Raw genomic sequence first — 17444 nt, 5'->3', positions numbered from 1 at the left:
GGGCCGCCCGCCTCAGTCGCGACTCGCGACCGCCACCACGTTCTTCAGCGGCAGCGTGCGCTCGACGTCGGACTTCTTGTCGCGACCGCGGACGCGTCCGCCGCCGATGCCGGTGGGCTCCATGTCGAGGGTGGTGGTGCTGCCGTCGGGCATCGCGACCGTCACGGTGACCGTCAGACGGCCCTTCACGGCGGCGTCGAGCTGGCGGGCGATCCAGGCACGGTCGGTGGACTCGTCACCGGAGCCGGGGTCGGTGTGCAGACGCTGGACGAGTTCGCGCAGCGGGTCACGCGTCTCGATCGGGGCCGGTCGCCGGGGTCGGCGTCGGGACGGCGGGACGACCTCGGCACCGCCCTCGTCGACCACGACGACGGGGTAGCGCTCGTCGCTCAACGACCAGAAGACGGTGTCGCGTTCGAACCGGCTCGCCACGGTCGTCGCGTCGACCCGGGTCAGGGCGAGGGGCGAGAGCGACTGGTCGACCTCGAGGGTGTCGAGGCTCGCACGGTCGTCCGCGACCACGAGCGACAGCGCGTCGCCCGGCACGCCCGCGGGGGCGCCGCCCGGCGCGATCGCGCGGACGCGGTAGCGCCCGTGCCGTTCGGCGCTCTGCTGGATCAGGTAGTCGAGCGGCTGGGGGATGCCCGTCGACGAGATGCCGCCGAGGAACTCGCGCAGCGAATCGGCGGACTCGCCCTCGCTCAGGGCCCGTTGCAGTCCGCCCTCGGTGATGCGGTAGGTGGCCGCGAGGCCTGCGCTCTCGACCACCGCGATGACGCGGAGCCGGGCGTCGATGGCGGGCGACAGGGGCCCGGGCGACACGACGCTGAGGTCGTGCTGCAGGTAGACCTGCTCGACCGCGTCGGGCAACAGGGCGGCGACCCGGGTGCGGGCGGCGGCCGGACCTTCGCGGAACAGGGCGACGGCCGCCGAGGTGGGGGTGTCGTCGGAGGTCAGACCCAGCACCTCGGCGCTGCGCGAGAACGCGGCGATGCGCTCGGTGATCCAGCTGCCCCCGGCCGGGTAGGACCAGTCGGAGAACTCGCGCAGCGGCAGTCCCCACGACGTGTCGACGCGTTGCTCGAGCACCGCGAGGATCTCGGTCGGCAGCGATGCGAGCCAGGCCCGCGTCAGCGTCTGCCACCGGTCGGGCCAGGAGGCGCGGAGCCAGTCGGTCGCGTCGGCGGCCACGACCCAGCCGTCCGGGCTCGGCGCGGCCAACCCGGCCCGCACGGCGATGGCGAGCACGGTCGCCACGTCGTCGACGTCGATGCGGGCGGCCTCGGCGAGGCGCCTCGACTCGGGCAGGGCCAGGCCCCCCTTCGCGAGCTCGCGGGCAGGTGACTGCTCGAGGGCACGGAGGATCTCGGCGACCTCGATGACGACGGCGTACAGCCGCTCGGCCGACCGGGCGTCGGCGTCGTCGCGGGCCTGGTCGAGGACGGTCTCGAGCACCACCGGCGGTCGTTCGGAGGTCAGGATCTCGAGGGCCAGGGCGGGGTCGTCGTCGAGTCGCTCGCCCACGGCGTCGAGGGTCGAGACGGACTCGCCGCGGCGGACCACGAGGAAGGCCTCGTCCACGCGGTCGAGCGCGGCGGCCACCGTCTCGCGGTCGACCTCGAAGGCGGCGTCGATGCGCTCGTGCACGGCGTCGACGTCGCCCGGCACCCGCACGACCTGCAGCACGATGAGCGCGACGCGGTCGAGGTGGGCGAGGGCGTCGCGCACGCTGGCCGGCTCGAGCAGGACGTCCGCGAGGTCGAAGGCGTCGTGGACGCTCGACGCCCGGACCTGCCGTCGAGCGAGGCGGCGCAACAGGTCGTCGTCGTCGATGGCGCGCAGGACGCCTGCGAGGTCGAGTGCACTAGCCATGGTCGAGGCCTCCAGCCGTCGTGCAGCCCGGGTCTGCGGTTACCGTCTGGTGCCCCGTGAGTCGCGGCTGCGACGCACGGCGCTCGCCACCACGAATGCGAGGAGCATCGCGAAGGCGATCGGGAGCCCGATGAGGGGCAGGATCGTGAGTGCGGGCCAGACGCCCGCGGTGAAGTCGGTGACACCCGTCGCCACGCCCACGAACCTCGTGAAGAACGCGAGGACCGAGACGACGACGATGGCGAGGATCATGAAGAGGAGGACGCGCTCTGTACGATTGACGTCAGAGGGCGCACTCGGTTCGATCTTCTTGGCCACGGGTCAACGATAGTGCGGTGCGGCCCTACCCGGCGATCTAAGCTGGGGCGACCCACCCCCAGGGTCACCCGTCTTCACGAGAGGTCCAGTCATGCCCACCGGCAAGGTCAAGTTCTACGACGACGAGAAGGGCTTCGGCTTCATCAGCAGCGATGACGGCCAAGAGGTCTTCCTCCACGCGTCGGCCCTGCCCGCCGGCACCGTGGGTGTCAAGGCGGGAACCCGCCTCGAGTACGGCATCGCCGACGGCAAGCGCGGCGCGCAGGCCCTGTCGGTGCGCGTGCTCGAAGCCGCCCCCAGCCTCGCCAAGATGAACCGTCGCTCCGCCGACGACATGGCCGTCATCGTCGAAGACCTCGTCAAGGTGCTCGACAAGGCCGGCGGCGACCTCCGTCACGGCCGGTACCCGCAGAACGGCGCCCGCATCGCCGTGCTGCTGCGCACCGTCGCGGACTCGTTCGATGCCTGAGGCCGCCACGCGCACGCCCTGGTCCGAGCTCGCCCGTCGCGCCCTCACCGAGATCACGCCCGACGAGACGATCGGTGCCGAGGCCGACCCGATCGACGACGAGCCCGGCGTCACCTCGGTGCGCTTCGCCACGCTGCTGCCCGGCTATCCCGGCTGGCACTGGACGGTCAGCGTCGCCCACCTCGACGGCGAAGAGCCCTCGGTGCTCGAGGCCGAGCTCATGCCCGGTGACGGCGCCCTGCTCGCCCCGGACTGGGTGCCGTGGGCCGACCGCCTCGCCGACATGAAGGCCCAGGAGGCCCACGGCGACGACGAGGACGACGAGTCGGACGAGGACGACGACGAAGACGACTCGGACGACGACGACTCGGACGACGAGGACGAGTCCGACGACGAGCGCGGGTCGATCGTGCACGGCGGCGACGTGGACGGCGTCGACATCGACGACCTGGTCGACGCCTCCGAGGACTCCGACGACGACTCCGACGATTCCGGGCGGGCCGTGGACGCACCCGTCGTGCCGGCCGCGCACCCCGAGGCGGACCTCGACGACGACTCGCACGACGACGACTGGGACGGCGAGGATGAAGATCCGCTGAGCAGGCGACGGAAGTAGTCCCTCAGGCCCGACCCGCGCCTCCTGCGTCGGGGTCGGACAACGACGAAGGCCCCGACACGATCGTGTCGGGGCCTTCGTCGTGCGGGCGATCGGTCAGAGGGCGTCGACGACGAACTCGATCGACCGGATCAGCTGGCGGACGTCGTCGGGCTCGATGGCCGTGAAGGTCGCGACGCGCAACTGGTTGCGGCCGAGCTTGCGGTAGGGCTCGGTGTCGACGATGCCGTTGGCGCGGAGCACCTTCGCGATCGCGGCGGCGTCGATCGACTCGGCGAAGTCGATGGTCGCCACGACCTGGGAACGGTGCGACGGGTCGACGACGAACGGGGTCGCGTACTCGGATGCGGTGGCCCAGTCGTAGAGCGCCGACGACGACTCGCGCGTGCGGGCGTCGGCCCAGGCGAGTCCGCCGTTCTCGAGCATCCAGCGGGTCTGGTCCTCGAGCAGCAGCAGGGTCGTCAGGGCGGGCGTGTTCAACGTCTGGTCGAGCCGCGAGTTGTCGACGGCGTTCTTGAGGCTGAGGAACTCGGGGACGTAACGGCCGCTGGCGGCGATCCGCTCGACGCGCTCGATCGCCGCGGGGGAGAAGAGCGCGAACCAGAGGCCGCCGTCGCTCGCGAAGTTCTTCTGCGGGGCGAAGTAGTAGACGTCGGCCTGCGAGGCGTCGACGTCGATGCCGCCCGCCGCGCTCGTCGCGTCGACGACGGTGAGGGCGCCGGGGTCGCCCGCGACGCGGGTGACCGGGGCCATGACGCCGGTCGAGGTCTCGTTGTGCGGCCAGGCGTAGACGTCGACGCCCTCGAGCACCTCCACCTCGGCCAACGAGCCGCCCTCGGCGGTGACCACGTGGGGGGCCTCGAGCCAGGGGGCCGCGACGGCCTTGGCGAACTTCGAGCCGAACTCGCCGAACGACAGGTTCTCGGCACGCTTCTCGACGAGCCCGAACGCCGCCGCGTCCCAGAAGGCGGTCGAGCCGCCATTGCCCAGCACGACCTCGTAGCCGTCGGGCAGGCGGAAGAGCTCGCCCAGTTCGGCGCGGACGCGACCCACCAGGTCCTTCACGGGGGCCTGACGGTGCGAGGTGCCGAGGATCGTCGCGCCGGCGGTGACGAGGTGCTCGAGCTGGGCGGCCCGCACCTTCGAAGGGCCGCAACCGAAGCGGCCGTCGGTGGGCAAGAGGTCAGTGGGAATCCGGATGTCCGCCATGCGCTCGATCCTAGTGACGCGGCACGGTGCCCAGCGTGCAGCCGGTAGGCTTGCGGGGTAGTCCACGTGTTCCACCGGGAGGCCCCTGTTGACCGATCTCGTCGACACCACAGAGATGTACCTGCGCACGATCCTCGACCTCGAAGAAGAGAACATCGTGCCGCTGCGTGCGCGCATCTCCGAGCGTCTCGGCCACTCCGGTCCGACCGTGTCGCAGACCATCGCCCGCATGGAACGCGACGGCCTGGTCGTCGTCTCCGGCGACCGACACCTCGAGCTCACGCACGACGGACGCGCGAAGGCGACCCACGTCATGCGCAAGCACCGCCTCGCCGAGCGCCTGCTCGCCGACGTGATCGGCCTCGACTGGGCCTACGTGCACGACGAGGCCTGCCGGTGGGAGCACGTCATGAGCGAGCAGGTCGAACGACGCCTGCTCGACATGCTCGACCACCCGACCGAGTCGCCCTACGGCAACCCGATCCCCGGGCTCGACGAGCTCGGCGACTCTCCCGCGGGGCGCTTCCTCGACGGCGTGGTCAACCTCGTGGCCGTGCTCGCCGAGCACCCCGAGGGCGTCACCCGGCCGATCCGTCGCCTGGCCGAGCCGGTGCAGTTCGAGCCCGAGCTGCTTCAGCAGTTGCAGGGCGCCGGCGTGCTGCCGGGCGGCGTCGCGACCCTTCGCTCGGCGGGGTCGTACGTCTTCGTCAAGGTCGAGGGCCACGACGAGGGCCTCGAGCTGCCGACCGAGGTCGCACAGCACATCTACGTCGGGCTCTGACCGCTCACCGAGGCGGGATACGGCCGCGCGGGATTCTTGCGTCCGTGCGCCGCGCCTCCTGCGTTCTGCGCCGGATCACGCAGTCGTTTACCGATTCGTTACAAATATCCTTCTCGAGGATGATCTCGCAGGGGTCGCTGGGCTACAGTCGCTGAGTCCCCAGGCTGCTGAACCGGCCGCCGGACCCGTGGCAGGACGTCTCTCACGCCCGTCTCCTGCCGTGTGTCGTCGCGATACGAACGAACGGACGGGACAGCTTCCCGAAAGCTGTCGAGACGCAGGAGACCCACCCTCTTGACCCTCCCCGGCTCAGACCACACCCCCGACGTGCGCCCGAACCGCACCGTCGCCACCCGCACCCCCGCCGATCTGCCGACCCGCTCGTCGCTGCGTCGCGCCCAGGCCACGGCCGCGCCCGCCGCCCGCCCGGGCCGCCCGTCGGTCAAGCGCAGCGTGGTCTCGGTGACCGTGATGACGCTCACCGCCGGTCTGATCGGCACGATGGCGCTGCCGGCGTTCGCGTCGAACCCGGCGGCGGCGAACGGCCCGAGCGTCGGCGCCGCGTCGACGAGCTCGTCGACCAGCCACGCGCAGAGCGTCGCGGTCGCGGACGACGTCGCCCTCGCGGACGCCACCCGAGACGGCTACACGGCGACGTCGCAGGCGGACCTCAACGCGGCCGCCCTCGCCAGCCAGCGTGAGGCCGAGCGTGCGGCGTTGGCCGCGAGCTACGCCAGCTACACGGGCCCGACGGCCGCCCAGAACGTGGCCGCCGCGACGAGCTCGGCGACGGGCACCGTCGCCACGCCGGGAGCGTTCAGCCTCAGCGCCGTCTACGCGACGGCCCTGCAGTACGTCGGCACGCCCTACGTCTTCGGTGGCGCGACCCCGGCCGGCTTCGACTGCTCGGGCTTCGTGATGTACGTCTACTCGCAGTACGGCATCTCGCTGCCGCACTCGGTCACCCGCCAGGGAGCCCTGGGCACGCCGATCTCGGCCGCCGAGGCGCAGCCCGGCGACGTCGTCATCTTCAACGACGGGTCGCACGACGGGTTCTACGCCGGAAACGGCATGATCCTCGACGCACCGAAGCCCGGTGGCTCGGTCAGCGTCCGCCCGCTGTGGACCTCCGCGGTGCACTACGTGCGCTACGGGGCGTAGGCGACCCGCGCCTCCTGGGGCACCGCGCCTCCCGGGACACCGCGCCTCCCGGGGCATCGTGCGCCCGGACGGCGCCCCGCGTGAACAACCTGTGAAGGGTCGTCCTGCCTCTAGGCAGTGCGACCCTTCCGGGGTTAACCTGGCGATCTCGGAGTTCCGCTGAGACCAGGAGCGTCAGATGCCTCGTTCGACCGCCACCCGCACCATGGGTGCGCTGTCGCACGAGCACATACGACACCCCGCCATGTGACAGAGCACCGTCCTCGTGACGGTGCTTTTTTCGTATCGGTGGGCCTGTTGGGCCTGCGCAGCCCCGAGAGATCGAATCCCTGGAAGCCGTCCAGGGTGCTTCGAAAGGGAAAGCATGCGCACTCTCGTCCTGAACGCCGGTTACGAGCCCCTCGCCGTCGTGTCCGACCGGCGGGCCCTCGTCCTCGTCATGAGCCAGAAGGCGACCGTCGTCGCCGCCGATGCGGAACACCCCGTGCTCGGGGCGGCGACGTCGTGGGATCGCCCGTCGGTCATCGTGCTGACGCGGTACGTGCGCATCCCGCACACCCGGCAGATCCCCGTCTCGAGGCGGGGCGTCATGCGGCGCGACTCGCACCGGTGCGCCTACTGCGGTCGGTCCGCGACGACGATCGACCACGTGCAGCCGCGGTCGCGGGGCGGGGCGGACAGCTGGGAGAACCTCGTCGCGTGCTGCCTCAAGTGCAACAACCTCAAGAGCGACCGCACCCCGCACGAGATGGGCTGGGAGCTGCTCTTCACGCCCAAGCCGCCGCACGGGGTCGGCTGGGTCGTGCGCGGCATGGAGCGGACGCAGGCGAACTGGGACGAGTACCTCGCCGCCGCGTGAGGCCTGGCGCCGGCGCCCGCTCGTCTGCCCATGAACCCCGTTTGCGAAGACGAACCCCGCTTCATCGGGGTTCATCTTCGCGAACGGGGTGCATGGTGGGCCGGACGGCAGGAGGCGCGGGTTCGGTAGACTCGCGGGGTCAGCCTCTGTAGCTCAATGGAAGAGCAGTTCCGTCCTAAGGAAAGGGTTGGGGGTTCGAGTCCCTCCAGGGGCACCTGACGTCGCTTCGCGACGATGCCCCTGGAGGGACTCGAACCCCTGCGGCTCCGCGCTCTGCGCGCCCGTCCAGGGGCACTCCTCGCGAGCGCCGATCGGCTACGCGGGCAGCTCGGGCAGCGCCAGGAGGGCGATGCCGAGTGCGGCCGCCACCGCTCCCAACGCCGTGATCGCCACGCCCGGCAGGGCGCTGCCGCCGTCCCGCTGCCGGACGATCAGGACGCCGCCGACGATGCCGACGAGCCCCAGGACGAGGAGGGTGATCGAGAACACCATGAGGAGCCTTCCGGTTGGTGGGAACGGTGCTGACGTCGCCGAGCCTGCGTGGGGGAGTCGCCGGCGTACACGCCACCGTGGGTACCTGTCGCGCTCAGACGGCCGGGAACCACGCTACCTGGAGGCCCCGATCGCCGAGGGGCCAGAGTGGGCTCATGCCGACCGCCGCTGAGACCGCCCGCACGACCCGCTACGACCGGCAGATCGGCCGTCGCGACCTCACCGAGTGGCGCTCGAGGCCGGGCCGGCGTCTCGCGTCGCGACACAAGGTCGTCGCGCAGAAGGTCGGCGCCCGCCGCGCCCTGGTCGCGACGCTCGCCGTCGGCGGAGGCATCGCCCTCGCGGCGACCGCCGGGGCGGCCTACATCTACGACGGTGTCACGGGTCGGGACGGCATCGAGAGCCTCGACCGGCCGGCGCTCGAGCGCGCGAAAAACCTCCGCTCCCCGGCGACGAACGGCGCGGCCGCCGCCCTCGCCCACGTCTTCGGGCCCGTCGTCCTGCCCGCCGTCACCGTCGGAGCCGCAGCGGCCTTCGGCTTCCGGGATCGCCACCCCAGCCCCGTCGCCCTCGTCGTGGCGGCCGGTGCGGGATCGCTCGCCATGACGGTCGTGGGCAAGAGGCTCATCAAGCGCAACCGGCCCGACCGTCACGAAGCCATCCCGCCGTACGAGAAGTCCCCGTCGTTCCCGTCCGGCCACACGCTGAACACCACCGCGATCCTCGGCGTGCTCGCCTACCTCCTGGCTCTTCGGCAGGAGAAGCAGGCGCCGCAGGTCGCCCTCGTCGGGGCGGCAGCCGGGACGGCCGGCGTCGTGGGGTTGTCCCGCGTGCTGCTCGGGGCCCACTGGTTCACCGACGTCGCCGTCGGCTGGGTCAGCGGCATCGGCTGGCTCTCGCTGATCGTCACGAGCCACCGGCTCTACCTCAGCACCCAGGACGACGACGACGTCCACGAGTGACGCGGAGCCCGACCGACGCGACCACCGCGGCGGGCGGGCGCCGCGCCTCCTCGTCCGGCGCCTCCTCGTCCAGGGCCTCGTAGTCGGACGGCGGCGACGGGCGTCACGCGCGGTCGTGCAGGGTGACCTGGTAGCCGTCGGGGTCGACGAAGGTGAAGGTACGGCCAAAGGGGCCGTCGACCGGCGGGGTGGCGATCTCGACGTCGGCGGCGACCAGGGCGTCGTGGATCGCCTGCGCGTCGGGGGCGAGCAGCCAGAGGCCGACGCCGCGACCGAGCGGGGCCGCGTCGAGGTCGACGCCGGGCAGCGGGCCCCGCACGGCGAACGCGATCGGGGTCGTGGCGAAGACGACGGCGTGCGGCGGGCCGTCCTGCCGGGTGAGCCCGAGGTGCCGTTCGTAGAACGCGGCCGAGCGCTCGACGTCGCGGACCTGGAGGGAGATGAAGTCGGGGCCGGTGGCGGTCATGGTGCCTGCTCTCGTGTCGTGGCGGTTGATGTCAGTTGACTGACACGGCAGAACCTATGTCAGACTACTGACATGAGTCAAGCCGCGTCGACCATCGACCTCGAGACCTCCGTGGGCTACCTGCTGAAGGAGGCGTCGAGCGCCCTCCGCGCCGCCATGGAGGCCGAGCTGCGCCCGTTGGGCATGACGATCACGCACTACTCGTGCCTCGAGCTCCTGGCCCAGCGCCCCGGGCTCTCGAACTCCGAGCTCGCCCGCGGCGCCTTCGTCACGCGACAGTCCATGAACGTGCTGTTGCAGTCGCTCGAACGCGACGGGCTCGTGCGGCGTGCCGACCGGGCGCCGTCGGGGCGGGCGTTGCCGACCGAGCTGACGGCGGCGGGCCGCCGCCAACTGGCGACGGCGAGTGCGGCCGTGCGGGGCGTCGAGGACGCGATGACGCGGGGGCTCGACCAGGAGGCGCGGCGCCAGGTGGTCACGGCCCTGCGGGGATTCGCGGCCGCGTTGCGCTGACCGACGTCGTCGGGGCTCGTCTCGTCGCGCCTCCCCGTGTGGTGCCGGGGACGGGTCAGGCGCTCTCGCGCCACATGATCTCGGTCGGCAGCAGGAGCGCGGTGTGCGTCTCGTCGGTGCCGCCGAGCTGGTCGAGGACCTGGCGGGCGGCCCGTCGGCCCAGCTCTTCGGCGGGCTGGCGCACGGTCGAGAGGGGCGGGGTGCAGCGCAGCGCCCACGAGCTGTCGTCGAAGCCGACGATGCCGAGGTCGCCGGGCACCGAGATCCCCCGCCGGTGGAGGACGTCGAGGGCCCCGGCGGCGACGGCGTCCGACGCCGCGAAGACCCCGTCGACCCGGGGGTCCCGCTCGAGCAACTCGGTCATGCCGTCGACGCCGGCCGAGTAGCTATAGAACGGGTTGCGCACCACGAGCTCCGGGTCGTAGAGGTCGCCGAGCGCGGCGCGAAAGCCGGCGAGGCGGTCTTCGCCCGAGTCGCGGTCGAGTCCCGAGGCGAGCATGCCGACCCGGGTGCGCCCCGTCGACACGAGACGGCGCACGATCGCCTCGGCGGCGGCCTGGTTGTCGATGCCGATGAACGGGATGTCGGGAGCGTCGCTCGGGTGGCCGACGAACGAGGCCGCCAGCCCGAGCTCGGCGACGGCCTGCGAGATGGGGTCGCCCGTCCGGGCGGACAGGATGATCGCCCCGTCGACGAAGCCCCCGCGCAGGTACTCGACCACGCGGTCGCTGTCGCGCTGGGAGTCGATCATCAGCGTGACGAGTTGGTGGTCGGCCTGCGACAGCACGGCGTTGGTGCCGATCAGGATGTTGCCGATGTTCGGGTCGTCGAGCACGACCGAATGGGGCTCGTGGACGATCAGCGCGATCGCGCGCGACCGCTGGGTGACGAGGTTGCGCGCGGCCGCGTTGCGGACGTAGCCCACCTTGGCCACGGCGGCCTCGACGGCCTCGCGCGCCTGGTGCGAGACGTACGGTTCGTTGTTCAGCACGCGCGACACGGTGCCCCGGGAGATGCCGGCCTCGGCGGCCACGTCGTGGATCGTGGCACGCCGACGCGGAGATCTCGGACCGGGCATGTCGGTCACCCTAGCGGAGCCCGGGACCCTCGGGATCGTTCCCGGGAGGGCGAACGGAGGTCGCACGGAGGGCGAAGGACGGGCGGCCGGTCGGGTAACCGTACGATCACGGTCGGCCCCTCCGCTTTGACAAACCGGCGACCGTGGGCTTAGCTCTGTGAACGTTCCCAGAAAATGCCACCCGATCCTTCGGGTCATCCTCTGGGAACGATCACAGAAACCCTGTGAACCTTCGCCGTCGAAGGGCCTCCGGCCGTTCGTGAAGGACACCCGCCGAAGAAGCCGAGGCCCCGTGTGACCCAGACTGCTGCCGAGCCCGCCGTCGTCGCCCCGCCGTCCCCGCGTCCGACGAGACCGCGGAAGCCGTTCCGGTACCGCAAGGCGATCGCGATCTTCATCGTCCCCTTCGCGGCGCTCTTCGCGGCGTTCTACCTGACGCCCATCCTCTACGCCGTCTTCCAGTCGCTGCAGAAGGTCGAACGCGAGGGCACGTTCGGTGCCCCGACCCAGGTCTTCGGCGGCCTCTCGCAGTACGCATTGGTCTTCCAGAACACCGAGTTCTGGTCGTCCATCGGCCGGGTGCTGCTCTTCGGCGTCGTCCAGGTCCCCGTGATGCTGCTGCTCGCCCTGCTCTTCGCGCTGCTGCTCGACTCGCCCCTGCTGCGCGGCAAGCGGTTCTTCCGCCTCGCGTTCTTCGCGCCCTACGCCGTGCCCGGCGTCATCGCGGCGATCATGTGGGGCTACCTCTACTCGCCGAGCCTCTCGCCGTTCTCGGCCGTCACGTCGCGGGCCGGCCTCCTCGACGGCGGCACGGTGCTCTGGGCCGTGGCCAACGTCGTCACCTGGGTGTTCGTCGGCTACAACATGCTGATCATCTACTCGTCGCTCCTCGCGATCCCCACCGAGATCTACGAGGCGGCCCGCCTCGACGGGGCCTCGCAGTGGCGCATCGCCGTGTCGATCAAGATCCCGCTGGTCGTCCCCGCGATCGTGCTGACCGCCGTCTTCTCGGTCATCGGCACCCTGCAGCTGCTGACCGAACCGCTGGTCTTCCGCCAGTTCACGTCGACCATCTCGTCGACCTTCACGCCGAACATGCTCGTCTACTCGACATCCTCGGTGCCCAACTTCAACCTCGCGGCGGCGTTCAGCGTCGTCCTCGCGGTCGCCACGTTCATCCTCTCGATCGGGTTCCTCCGGTTGACCCAGCGGAAGGCCGACCAGTGACCGTCGACGCCCCCATCCGTCCTGCCCAGTCGTTCGACGACGCGACGACCCCTGCTCGCCGACGCGGCGGGGGGCCCCGCGAGAGCGTGATGTCGCGAACGGCCGCCATGGTCATCATGGGCGCCTTCACGCTCTACTTCCTCGTGCCGATCTTCTGGCTGCTGGTGTCGTCGACCAAGACGCTCGACAACTTCAACTCGAGTGCCGCCCTGTGGTTCTCGCCGACGTCGGCGCAGGACTTCGTCGGCAACGTCGGCCGGCTGTTCACGTACAACGACGGCATCTTCCCGCGGTGGATGCTCAACAGCATCGTCTACGCGACGGTCGCCGGCGCGCTCGGCACGATCCTGTCGGCGATGTGCGGCTACGCCCTGGCCAAGTACCGCTTCTGGGGTCGGGAGGCGCTGTTCAACATCTTCCTGGGTGGCGTGCTCGTGCCGGCGACGGCCCTGGCGCTGCCGCTGTTCCTGATCTTCAGCAAGGTCGAACTGACCGACACCTTCTGGGCGGTCTTCCTGCCCAGCATCGTGAGCCCGTTCGGCGTGTACCTCAGCCGCATCTACGCCGCGTCGAGCGTCCCCGACGAGATCGTCGAGGCCGCCCGCATCGACGGTTCGAGCGAACTGCGCACGTTCTTCACCGTGGCGATCCGGCTGATGTCGCCCGCCCTCGTGACGGTGTTCCTGTTCCAGTTCGTCGCGATCTGGAACAACTTCTTCCTGCCGCTGGTGATGCTGCGGTCCCAGGAGCTCTTCCCGGTGACCCTCGGCCTCTACACCTGGAACTCAAACGTGAGCCAGTACCCCGAACTGCGCACCCTGGTGCTCGTCGGCGCGCTGGTCTCGATCATCCCCCTGCTCGTCGCCTTCCTCAGCCTGCAGCGCTTCTGGCGCAGCGGCCTGGGGTCCGGCGGCCTCAAGTAGCCGGTCCGCGGCCCCGGCCGTCCCGACCAGCCGCTCCCGTCCTGATCCACCGACCCGCACCTCCTCTCCGCAAGGCAACGACGTCGTTCCCTCCCGTGGCCGGCCCCTCCGGCTCCGCACCCCGATTGGACACCAGATGAAGACATCCCGAGTACTCACGATCGCGGCGGCCGCCGTGGTCTCGACCATGGCCCTCGCCGGTTGCAGCTCCGGCAGCGGCTCGGACGGCGCCTCCGGCGACTCCGCCTCGTGCGAGGCGTCCTCCGGCAAGGTCACCCTGAACTTCACGACCTGGGTGCCGAACATGGACAAGGTCGTCGCCCTCTGGAACGAGGAGAACCCCGACATCCAGGTCAAGGTCTCGATCGTGCCGAACGGCAACAGCGGCACCTACCAGAACTTCTTCAACCAGCTGCAGGCCGGCAACGCCCCCGACATCGGTCAGGTCGAGTACGACACCCTGCCCGCCTTCCGCGTGCAGGACGGACTGGCGAACATCGCCTCGTGCGAGGGCGTCTCCGCCGCGAAGGCCGACTACTCCGACGGCCTCTGGAACCAGGTCACCTTCGGCGAGGACGACTCCGTCTACGCGATCCCGCAGGACTCCGGTCCCATGGCGCTGTACTACCGCAAGGACCTCTTCGAGCAGGCCGGCCTCGACGTCCCCACCACGTGGGAGCAGTACGCCGAGGACGCCGTGACGATCAAGGAGATGGGCGGCAGCATCACCAACTTCGCCAAGGGCGACGTGAACCAGTTCGCCGGTCTGGTGTCGCAGGCCGGTGGCCAGTGGTTCGACACCGCGGACGGTACCTGGAAGGTCGACATGGGCGACGAGGCCTCGACCAAGGTCGCCGACTACTGGCAGGACCTCATCTCGAAGGACCTCGTCACGACCCTGCCGAGCTTCACCGACGAGTGGAACAACGCGTACAACACCGACCAGGACTGGACCTGGGTCTCGGCCGTCTGGGGTGCGAACACCATCTCGAGCGGCGCCCCCGACACGTCGGGCAAGTGGGCCGTCGCGCCCATGCCGCAGTGGAAGGACGGCGAGTCCGCGTCGGCCGCCTGGGGCGGATCGTCGAACGTCGTCTTCAAGGGCAGCGAGCACCCCGCCGAGGCGTCGAAGTTCCTGGTGTGGCTGAACACCTCGACCGAGTCGCTCGAGGCGCTGAACAAGGAGGCCAACCTGTACCCGGCCTCCACGACCGGCGCCGACCTGCCGGCCCTGACCTCGGGCGTCGAGTTCTACGGCGACCAGGCCATCTACGAGGACTTCGCGAAGGCCGCCGAGAACATCCAGCCCTTCACGTGGGGACCGACGATGACGCAGACCTACAGCGACATCTCGGACGGCTTCGGGGCGGCCGCCTCGGGTGACGGCACCCTCCTCGACGCCTTGGAGTCGGGCCAGGAGAAGACCGTGGCCGCGATGAAGGCCCAGTCGATCACCGTCGAGTAGCGATGACCCGAGGAGGCGCGGTGTCGGTGATCCCGGCACCGCGCCTCCTCTGCGTCTCCGGCCGGTATCGCGCCGGCCGGTGTCCGGCCGCGGCGCCTCAGCGCCCCGCGGTGGCCCGGTTCCTCGCCCGCGCGACGAGGTACAGCACGGTGCCCGCCGCGAGCAGGATCGCCCCGAACAGCCAGACCTGCCCGCTCTGCTGCGACATCAGCAGCAGGCAGGACGCGACGCCGGCCACCGGCACGGCCGTCCAGACGCGGAAGTGCGCGTGGTCGACCCGGTCGCGACGCAGCACCAGCACGGCCACGTTCGTGCTGATGAACACGAACAGCAGCAACAGGACGACCGTCTCGGCGAGGACGCTGATGTCGCCGACGGTGGTCAACGCCATGGCGACGGCCGTGGTGACCGCGATCGCGGCCCAGGGCGTCTTCCGCCGGGGCAGGACCGCACCGAGCGAGCGGGGCAACAGCCCCTGCTCGGCCATGCCGAAGGTCACGCGGCTCGCCATGATCATCGTCAGCAGCGCTCCGTTGGCGACGGCCACGAGGGCGATGAGGCTGAACACCCAGGTGGGCACGCCGACGCCGGTCGCGGCGACGACCGCCAGCAGGGGACCGGTCGAGTCCGCGAGCTCGGTCGGCGGCAACGCCACGGCGCTCGCGAGCCCGACGAGCACGTAGACCACGCCCGCCGTCGCCAACGCGCCGAACAGGGCGCGAGGGTAGACCCGACTCGGTTCGCGCACCTCCTCGGCGATGTTCGCACTCGTCTCGAAGCCGACGAACGAGTAGTACGCGATGATCGCCGCACCGAGCGTGGCCAGGGCGGGGTTCGCGTCGACGGGGAACTCCCCGACGCGCGAGACGTCTCCGCCCCCGCCGCCGAGCATCACGGCCACGACCAAGATCACGATGACGAGGCCGCTCACCTCGACGACGGTCATGACCACGTTGCCCCGCAACGACTCGCTGATGCCCCGGGCGTTGAGCAGGGCGACGAGTGCCAGGAACGCGATGGCGGTCGGCACCGGGGGCAGGTCGACGAAGGTGCCGAGGTAGTCGCCGGCGAAGGCCAGCGAGAGGCCCGCCGCACTCGTCACGCCGGCCGCCAGCATGCTGAAGCCGACCAGGAAGGAGACCAGTGGCCGACGGAACGCCCTCTCGGCGAAGATCGCCGCCCCTCCTGCCTTGGGGTACTTGGTGACGAGCTCGGCGTACGAACCCGCGGTCAGCAGCGCCAGGAGCAGGGCGAGCACGAGCGGGGCCCAGAGCGCCCCACCGACCTCGGCCGACAGGGTTCCCATCAGGGCGTAGATCCCGGCCCCGAGCACGTCGCCGAGGATGAAGAGGTAGAGCAGCGGGCCCGTGATCGCCTGCTTGAGCTTGGACTGCCCGACGGCCGGGCCTCCGGTCGGGGGCTGCGGGACGTCGCGGGTCGCCGGCTCGGCCATGGGTCCTCCTCGGCCGGGCCGGGCGGGGTGCGCAGGCCTCGCCGACGAACGAACCACGACCGAGCCGTCGGGGGCCGAGTGCCGGCCGGGGGTTGACGAACGGTCACCTCGTGGGTCATGAGCTGGCCGACGTGGTCGGCCGGGTCGCCGTGTCGGGGCGACCCGGTCGGGTGTTGCGGGCCGACCCCGTCGGGTGTTGCGGCCCGCTCAGTCGGTGGGGCGGGCGCCGTCCGACGGCCCGGCCGCCTCGGCGAGCCCGGCCCCGTGCGTCGGGGCGCCGTCCAGGGAGCGGCCGAGCGACACCGTGCCCTCGTCGTCCGCGTAGTGGCCGTAGGCCGCGATCGGCCCGTAGCCGGCCGACTCGTAGAGGCGGATCGCGGTGTCGTGGGCCACGTTGGTCTCGATCACCATCTCGGTGACGCCGGCGTGTGCGGCCGACCGTTCGAGCCAGTTCAGCACGAGCCGCGACAGGCCGTGCCCGCGTCGGTCGGGCCGCACGTACATCCGCTTCAGCTCGGCCCGTCCGTCGGGCAGCAGGCGCCAGGCGCCGAGCGCCACGGGCTCGCCGGCCTCGTAGGCCACGGCGAACGTGCCCCTCGGCAGCTCGAACTCGGAGCGGTCGATCGGGCTGTCGTCGCGCCCGCCGTAGATCTCGACGTACAGCTCTTGCAGTCCTTCGACGAGTTGCTGCACGTCGGGGTGGTCGTAGGGACGGGGTTCGATGCTCGTCGCGGGCGCCGGAGTGGTCACCGGACCATCTTCGCCGATCAGGCGAGGTGTGGCTCGGCCCGGTGCGGTGCGGGGCGGCCCGGTGTGCCCCGGTGCGGTGCGGCTCGGGGCGGTGCGGCTCGGTGCGTCAGCCCGCGTCGCGCCCGGTCACCCGGTCGAGACCGGACGAGGAGGCGCGGCGAGCGTCCCCGAGGTCGCACCCGAGGGCCACGAGCACGCGGGCGACCAGCTCGACCGTCCACGCGGGGGTGACGAGTTCGGGGGTCGACCACCAGGTGTGCAGCCCGCCGAGGAGGCTGCCGCCGACCAGGGACAGCGCCAGGTCGACGTCGAGCTCGGCGAAGGAGCCCGCCGCCTGCCCGGCCTGCACGAGAGCCCGTGCCTGCGGCACCAGCGCGGTCTCGGCGTCGAGCAGGCGCAGGCCGTTGCGCGCGACGACCACGGCCACGGCCGGGTCGCTCTCGGCCAGCCCGAGGACCACGTGCATCGCGATCGCCGCGGTCGTCACGGGGGAGTCGTCCGCGCGCCCGAGCGTCGCCATGCGCTCGGTCTGCGCGTCGAGCACGCTCTGCACGGCCTCATCGAACAACGCGTCCTTGCCGGCGAAGTGGTTGTAGAACGTGCCGAGGCCGACATCGGCCAGCTGCGTGATCTCGGCGACGGGGACGGCGGCGTAGTCGGCCCGCCGCAAGAGGACGACGCCGGCCTCGATCAACTTGCGACGCGTGTCGCGCGTGCGGCGGGACGTCCTCGAGGGGGCGACCCGCGCCTCCTCGTCGTCCGGTTTCACAGCGGCCTCTCACGTGTCGGGCGGGATGTCTGGCTACATTCTGTCACGACTGACGAATCCG

Annotated in this window: 19 protein-coding genes and 1 tRNA gene; 11 read left to right on the top strand and 9 right to left on the bottom strand. The window is 71.2% G+C overall.

Going from position 1 to position 17444, the window contains the following annotated elements; all coding sequences use genetic code 11:
* Positions 1-12: 12 nt before the first annotated feature.
* On the bottom strand, positions 13-1872 hold the full coding sequence (locus IFT79_RS03035) for a helicase-associated domain-containing protein (protein ID WP_192122873.1): 1860 nt from the start codon (positions 1870-1872) through the stop codon (positions 13-15).
* A gap of 39 nt (positions 1873-1911) precedes the next feature.
* On the bottom strand, positions 1912-2190 hold the full coding sequence (locus tag IFT79_RS03030; protein WP_054146822.1) for a hypothetical protein: 279 nt from the start codon (positions 2188-2190) through the stop codon (positions 1912-1914).
* Between the two features lie 91 nt (positions 2191-2281).
* Between IFT79_RS03030 and IFT79_RS03025 the strand changes: the two genes are divergently transcribed.
* Together IFT79_RS03025 and IFT79_RS03020 are read left to right on the top strand one after the other, a co-directional pair.
* Positions 2282-2659 (top strand): cold-shock protein, encoded by a 378-nt coding sequence (locus IFT79_RS03025; RefSeq protein WP_043593516.1) that lies wholly within the window; start codon positions 2282-2284, stop codon positions 2657-2659.
* Positions 2652-3275 carry a DUF3027 domain-containing protein gene (locus IFT79_RS03020; RefSeq protein WP_192122872.1) on the top strand — a complete coding sequence of 208 codons (624 nt, stop codon included), beginning with the start codon at positions 2652-2654 and terminating at the stop codon, positions 3273-3275. Before IFT79_RS03025 ends, IFT79_RS03020 begins: the two co-directional genes overlap by 8 nt.
* Before the next feature lie 96 nt (positions 3276-3371).
* Here the strand turns inward: IFT79_RS03020 and serC are convergent, their stop codons facing one another.
* Positions 3372-4484, bottom strand: coding sequence for a phosphoserine transaminase (gene serC, locus IFT79_RS03015; RefSeq protein ID WP_056228870.1), 1113 nt, complete (start codon positions 4482-4484; stop codon positions 3372-3374).
* 88 nt (positions 4485-4572) lie between these two features.
* Between serC and IFT79_RS03010 the strand changes: the two genes are divergently transcribed.
* The 4 genes from IFT79_RS03010 (at position 4573) to IFT79_RS02995 (ending at position 7499) form a co-directional block, all read left to right on the top strand.
* Complete coding sequence (locus tag IFT79_RS03010) at positions 4573-5265, top strand: metal-dependent transcriptional regulator (protein WP_056043076.1); 693 nt, start codon at positions 4573-4575, stop codon at positions 5263-5265.
* A 327-nt stretch (positions 5266-5592) separates the two neighbouring features.
* A complete protein-coding gene (locus tag IFT79_RS16605) occupies positions 5593-6426 on the top strand; it encodes a C40 family peptidase (RefSeq protein ID WP_157485169.1) in 834 nt (277 codons plus the stop codon).
* A 364-nt stretch (positions 6427-6790) separates the two neighbouring features.
* The gene (locus IFT79_RS03000; protein WP_159827583.1) at positions 6791-7285 is read left to right on the top strand and encodes an HNH endonuclease; all 495 of its coding nucleotides are present in this window, start codon (positions 6791-6793) and stop codon (positions 7283-7285) included.
* A 142-nt stretch (positions 7286-7427) separates the two neighbouring features.
* Positions 7428-7499 (top strand) — tRNA-Arg (locus IFT79_RS02995).
* A 101-nt stretch (positions 7500-7600) separates the two neighbouring features.
* On the opposite strand, the gene IFT79_RS02990 is transcribed toward IFT79_RS02995, so the two are convergent.
* Positions 7601-7777, bottom strand: coding sequence for a hypothetical protein (locus IFT79_RS02990; RefSeq protein WP_158612924.1), 177 nt, complete (start codon positions 7775-7777; stop codon positions 7601-7603).
* A gap of 155 nt (positions 7778-7932) precedes the next feature.
* Here IFT79_RS02990 and IFT79_RS02985 point away from each other — a divergent pair, with 155 nt between their 5' ends.
* Entirely contained in the window at positions 7933-8739 is an 807-nt protein-coding gene (locus tag IFT79_RS02985) for a phosphatase PAP2 family protein (RefSeq protein WP_192122871.1), read from the top strand.
* Between the two features lie 103 nt (positions 8740-8842).
* On the opposite strand, the gene IFT79_RS02980 is transcribed toward IFT79_RS02985, so the two are convergent.
* Positions 8843-9205 (bottom strand): VOC family protein, encoded by a 363-nt coding sequence (locus tag IFT79_RS02980; protein ID WP_056043063.1) that lies wholly within the window; start codon positions 9203-9205, stop codon positions 8843-8845.
* 72 nt (positions 9206-9277) lie between these two features.
* On the opposite strand from IFT79_RS02980, the gene IFT79_RS02975 reads away from it, so the two are divergent.
* Complete coding sequence (locus IFT79_RS02975; protein WP_056043060.1) at positions 9278-9718, top strand: MarR family winged helix-turn-helix transcriptional regulator; 441 nt, start codon at positions 9278-9280, stop codon at positions 9716-9718.
* 55 nt (positions 9719-9773) lie between these two features.
* Here IFT79_RS02975 and IFT79_RS02970 read toward each other — a convergent pair whose 3' ends face one another.
* Positions 9774-10796, bottom strand: a complete 1023-nt coding sequence (locus IFT79_RS02970; RefSeq protein WP_173153093.1) for a LacI family DNA-binding transcriptional regulator — start codon at positions 10794-10796, stop codon at positions 9774-9776.
* A gap of 294 nt (positions 10797-11090) precedes the next feature.
* Here IFT79_RS02970 and IFT79_RS02965 point away from each other — a divergent pair, with 294 nt between their 5' ends.
* The 3 genes from IFT79_RS02965 to IFT79_RS02955 all read left to right on the top strand — a co-directional run bounded on the left by IFT79_RS02965 (position 11091) and on the right by IFT79_RS02955 (position 14411).
* Positions 11091-12023 carry a carbohydrate ABC transporter permease gene (locus IFT79_RS02965; RefSeq protein ID WP_056043057.1) on the top strand — a complete coding sequence of 311 codons (933 nt, stop codon included), beginning with the start codon at positions 11091-11093 and terminating at the stop codon, positions 12021-12023.
* Between the two features lie 89 nt (positions 12024-12112).
* Entirely contained in the window at positions 12113-12946 is an 834-nt protein-coding gene (locus IFT79_RS02960) for a carbohydrate ABC transporter permease (protein ID WP_056044474.1), read from the top strand.
* A 136-nt stretch (positions 12947-13082) separates the two neighbouring features.
* The gene (locus IFT79_RS02955) at positions 13083-14411 is read left to right on the top strand and encodes an ABC transporter substrate-binding protein (protein WP_056043054.1); all 1329 of its coding nucleotides are present in this window, start codon (positions 13083-13085) and stop codon (positions 14409-14411) included.
* 97 nt (positions 14412-14508) lie between these two features.
* Here IFT79_RS02955 and IFT79_RS02950 read toward each other — a convergent pair whose 3' ends face one another.
* The 3 genes from IFT79_RS02950 to IFT79_RS02940 all read right to left on the bottom strand — a co-directional run bounded on the left by IFT79_RS02950 (position 14509) and on the right by IFT79_RS02940 (position 17383).
* Complete coding sequence (locus IFT79_RS02950; protein WP_192122870.1) at positions 14509-15864, bottom strand: APC family permease; 1356 nt, start codon at positions 15862-15864, stop codon at positions 14509-14511.
* 207 nt (positions 15865-16071) lie between these two features.
* Positions 16072-16614, bottom strand: coding sequence for a GNAT family N-acetyltransferase (locus IFT79_RS02945; RefSeq protein ID WP_199859377.1), 543 nt, complete (start codon positions 16612-16614; stop codon positions 16072-16074).
* 106 nt (positions 16615-16720) lie between these two features.
* The gene (locus tag IFT79_RS02940; RefSeq protein ID WP_192122869.1) at positions 16721-17383 is read right to left on the bottom strand and encodes a TetR family transcriptional regulator; all 663 of its coding nucleotides are present in this window, start codon (positions 17381-17383) and stop codon (positions 16721-16723) included.
* Positions 17384-17444 lie beyond the last annotated feature (61 nt).

The sequence above is a fragment of the Frigoribacterium sp. CFBP 8759 genome, assembly GCF_014841655.1.
Taxonomy (GTDB): Bacteria; Actinomycetota; Actinomycetes; order Actinomycetales; family Microbacteriaceae; genus Frigoribacterium.
This window is presented reverse-complemented; position numbering and strand designations above follow the sequence as displayed.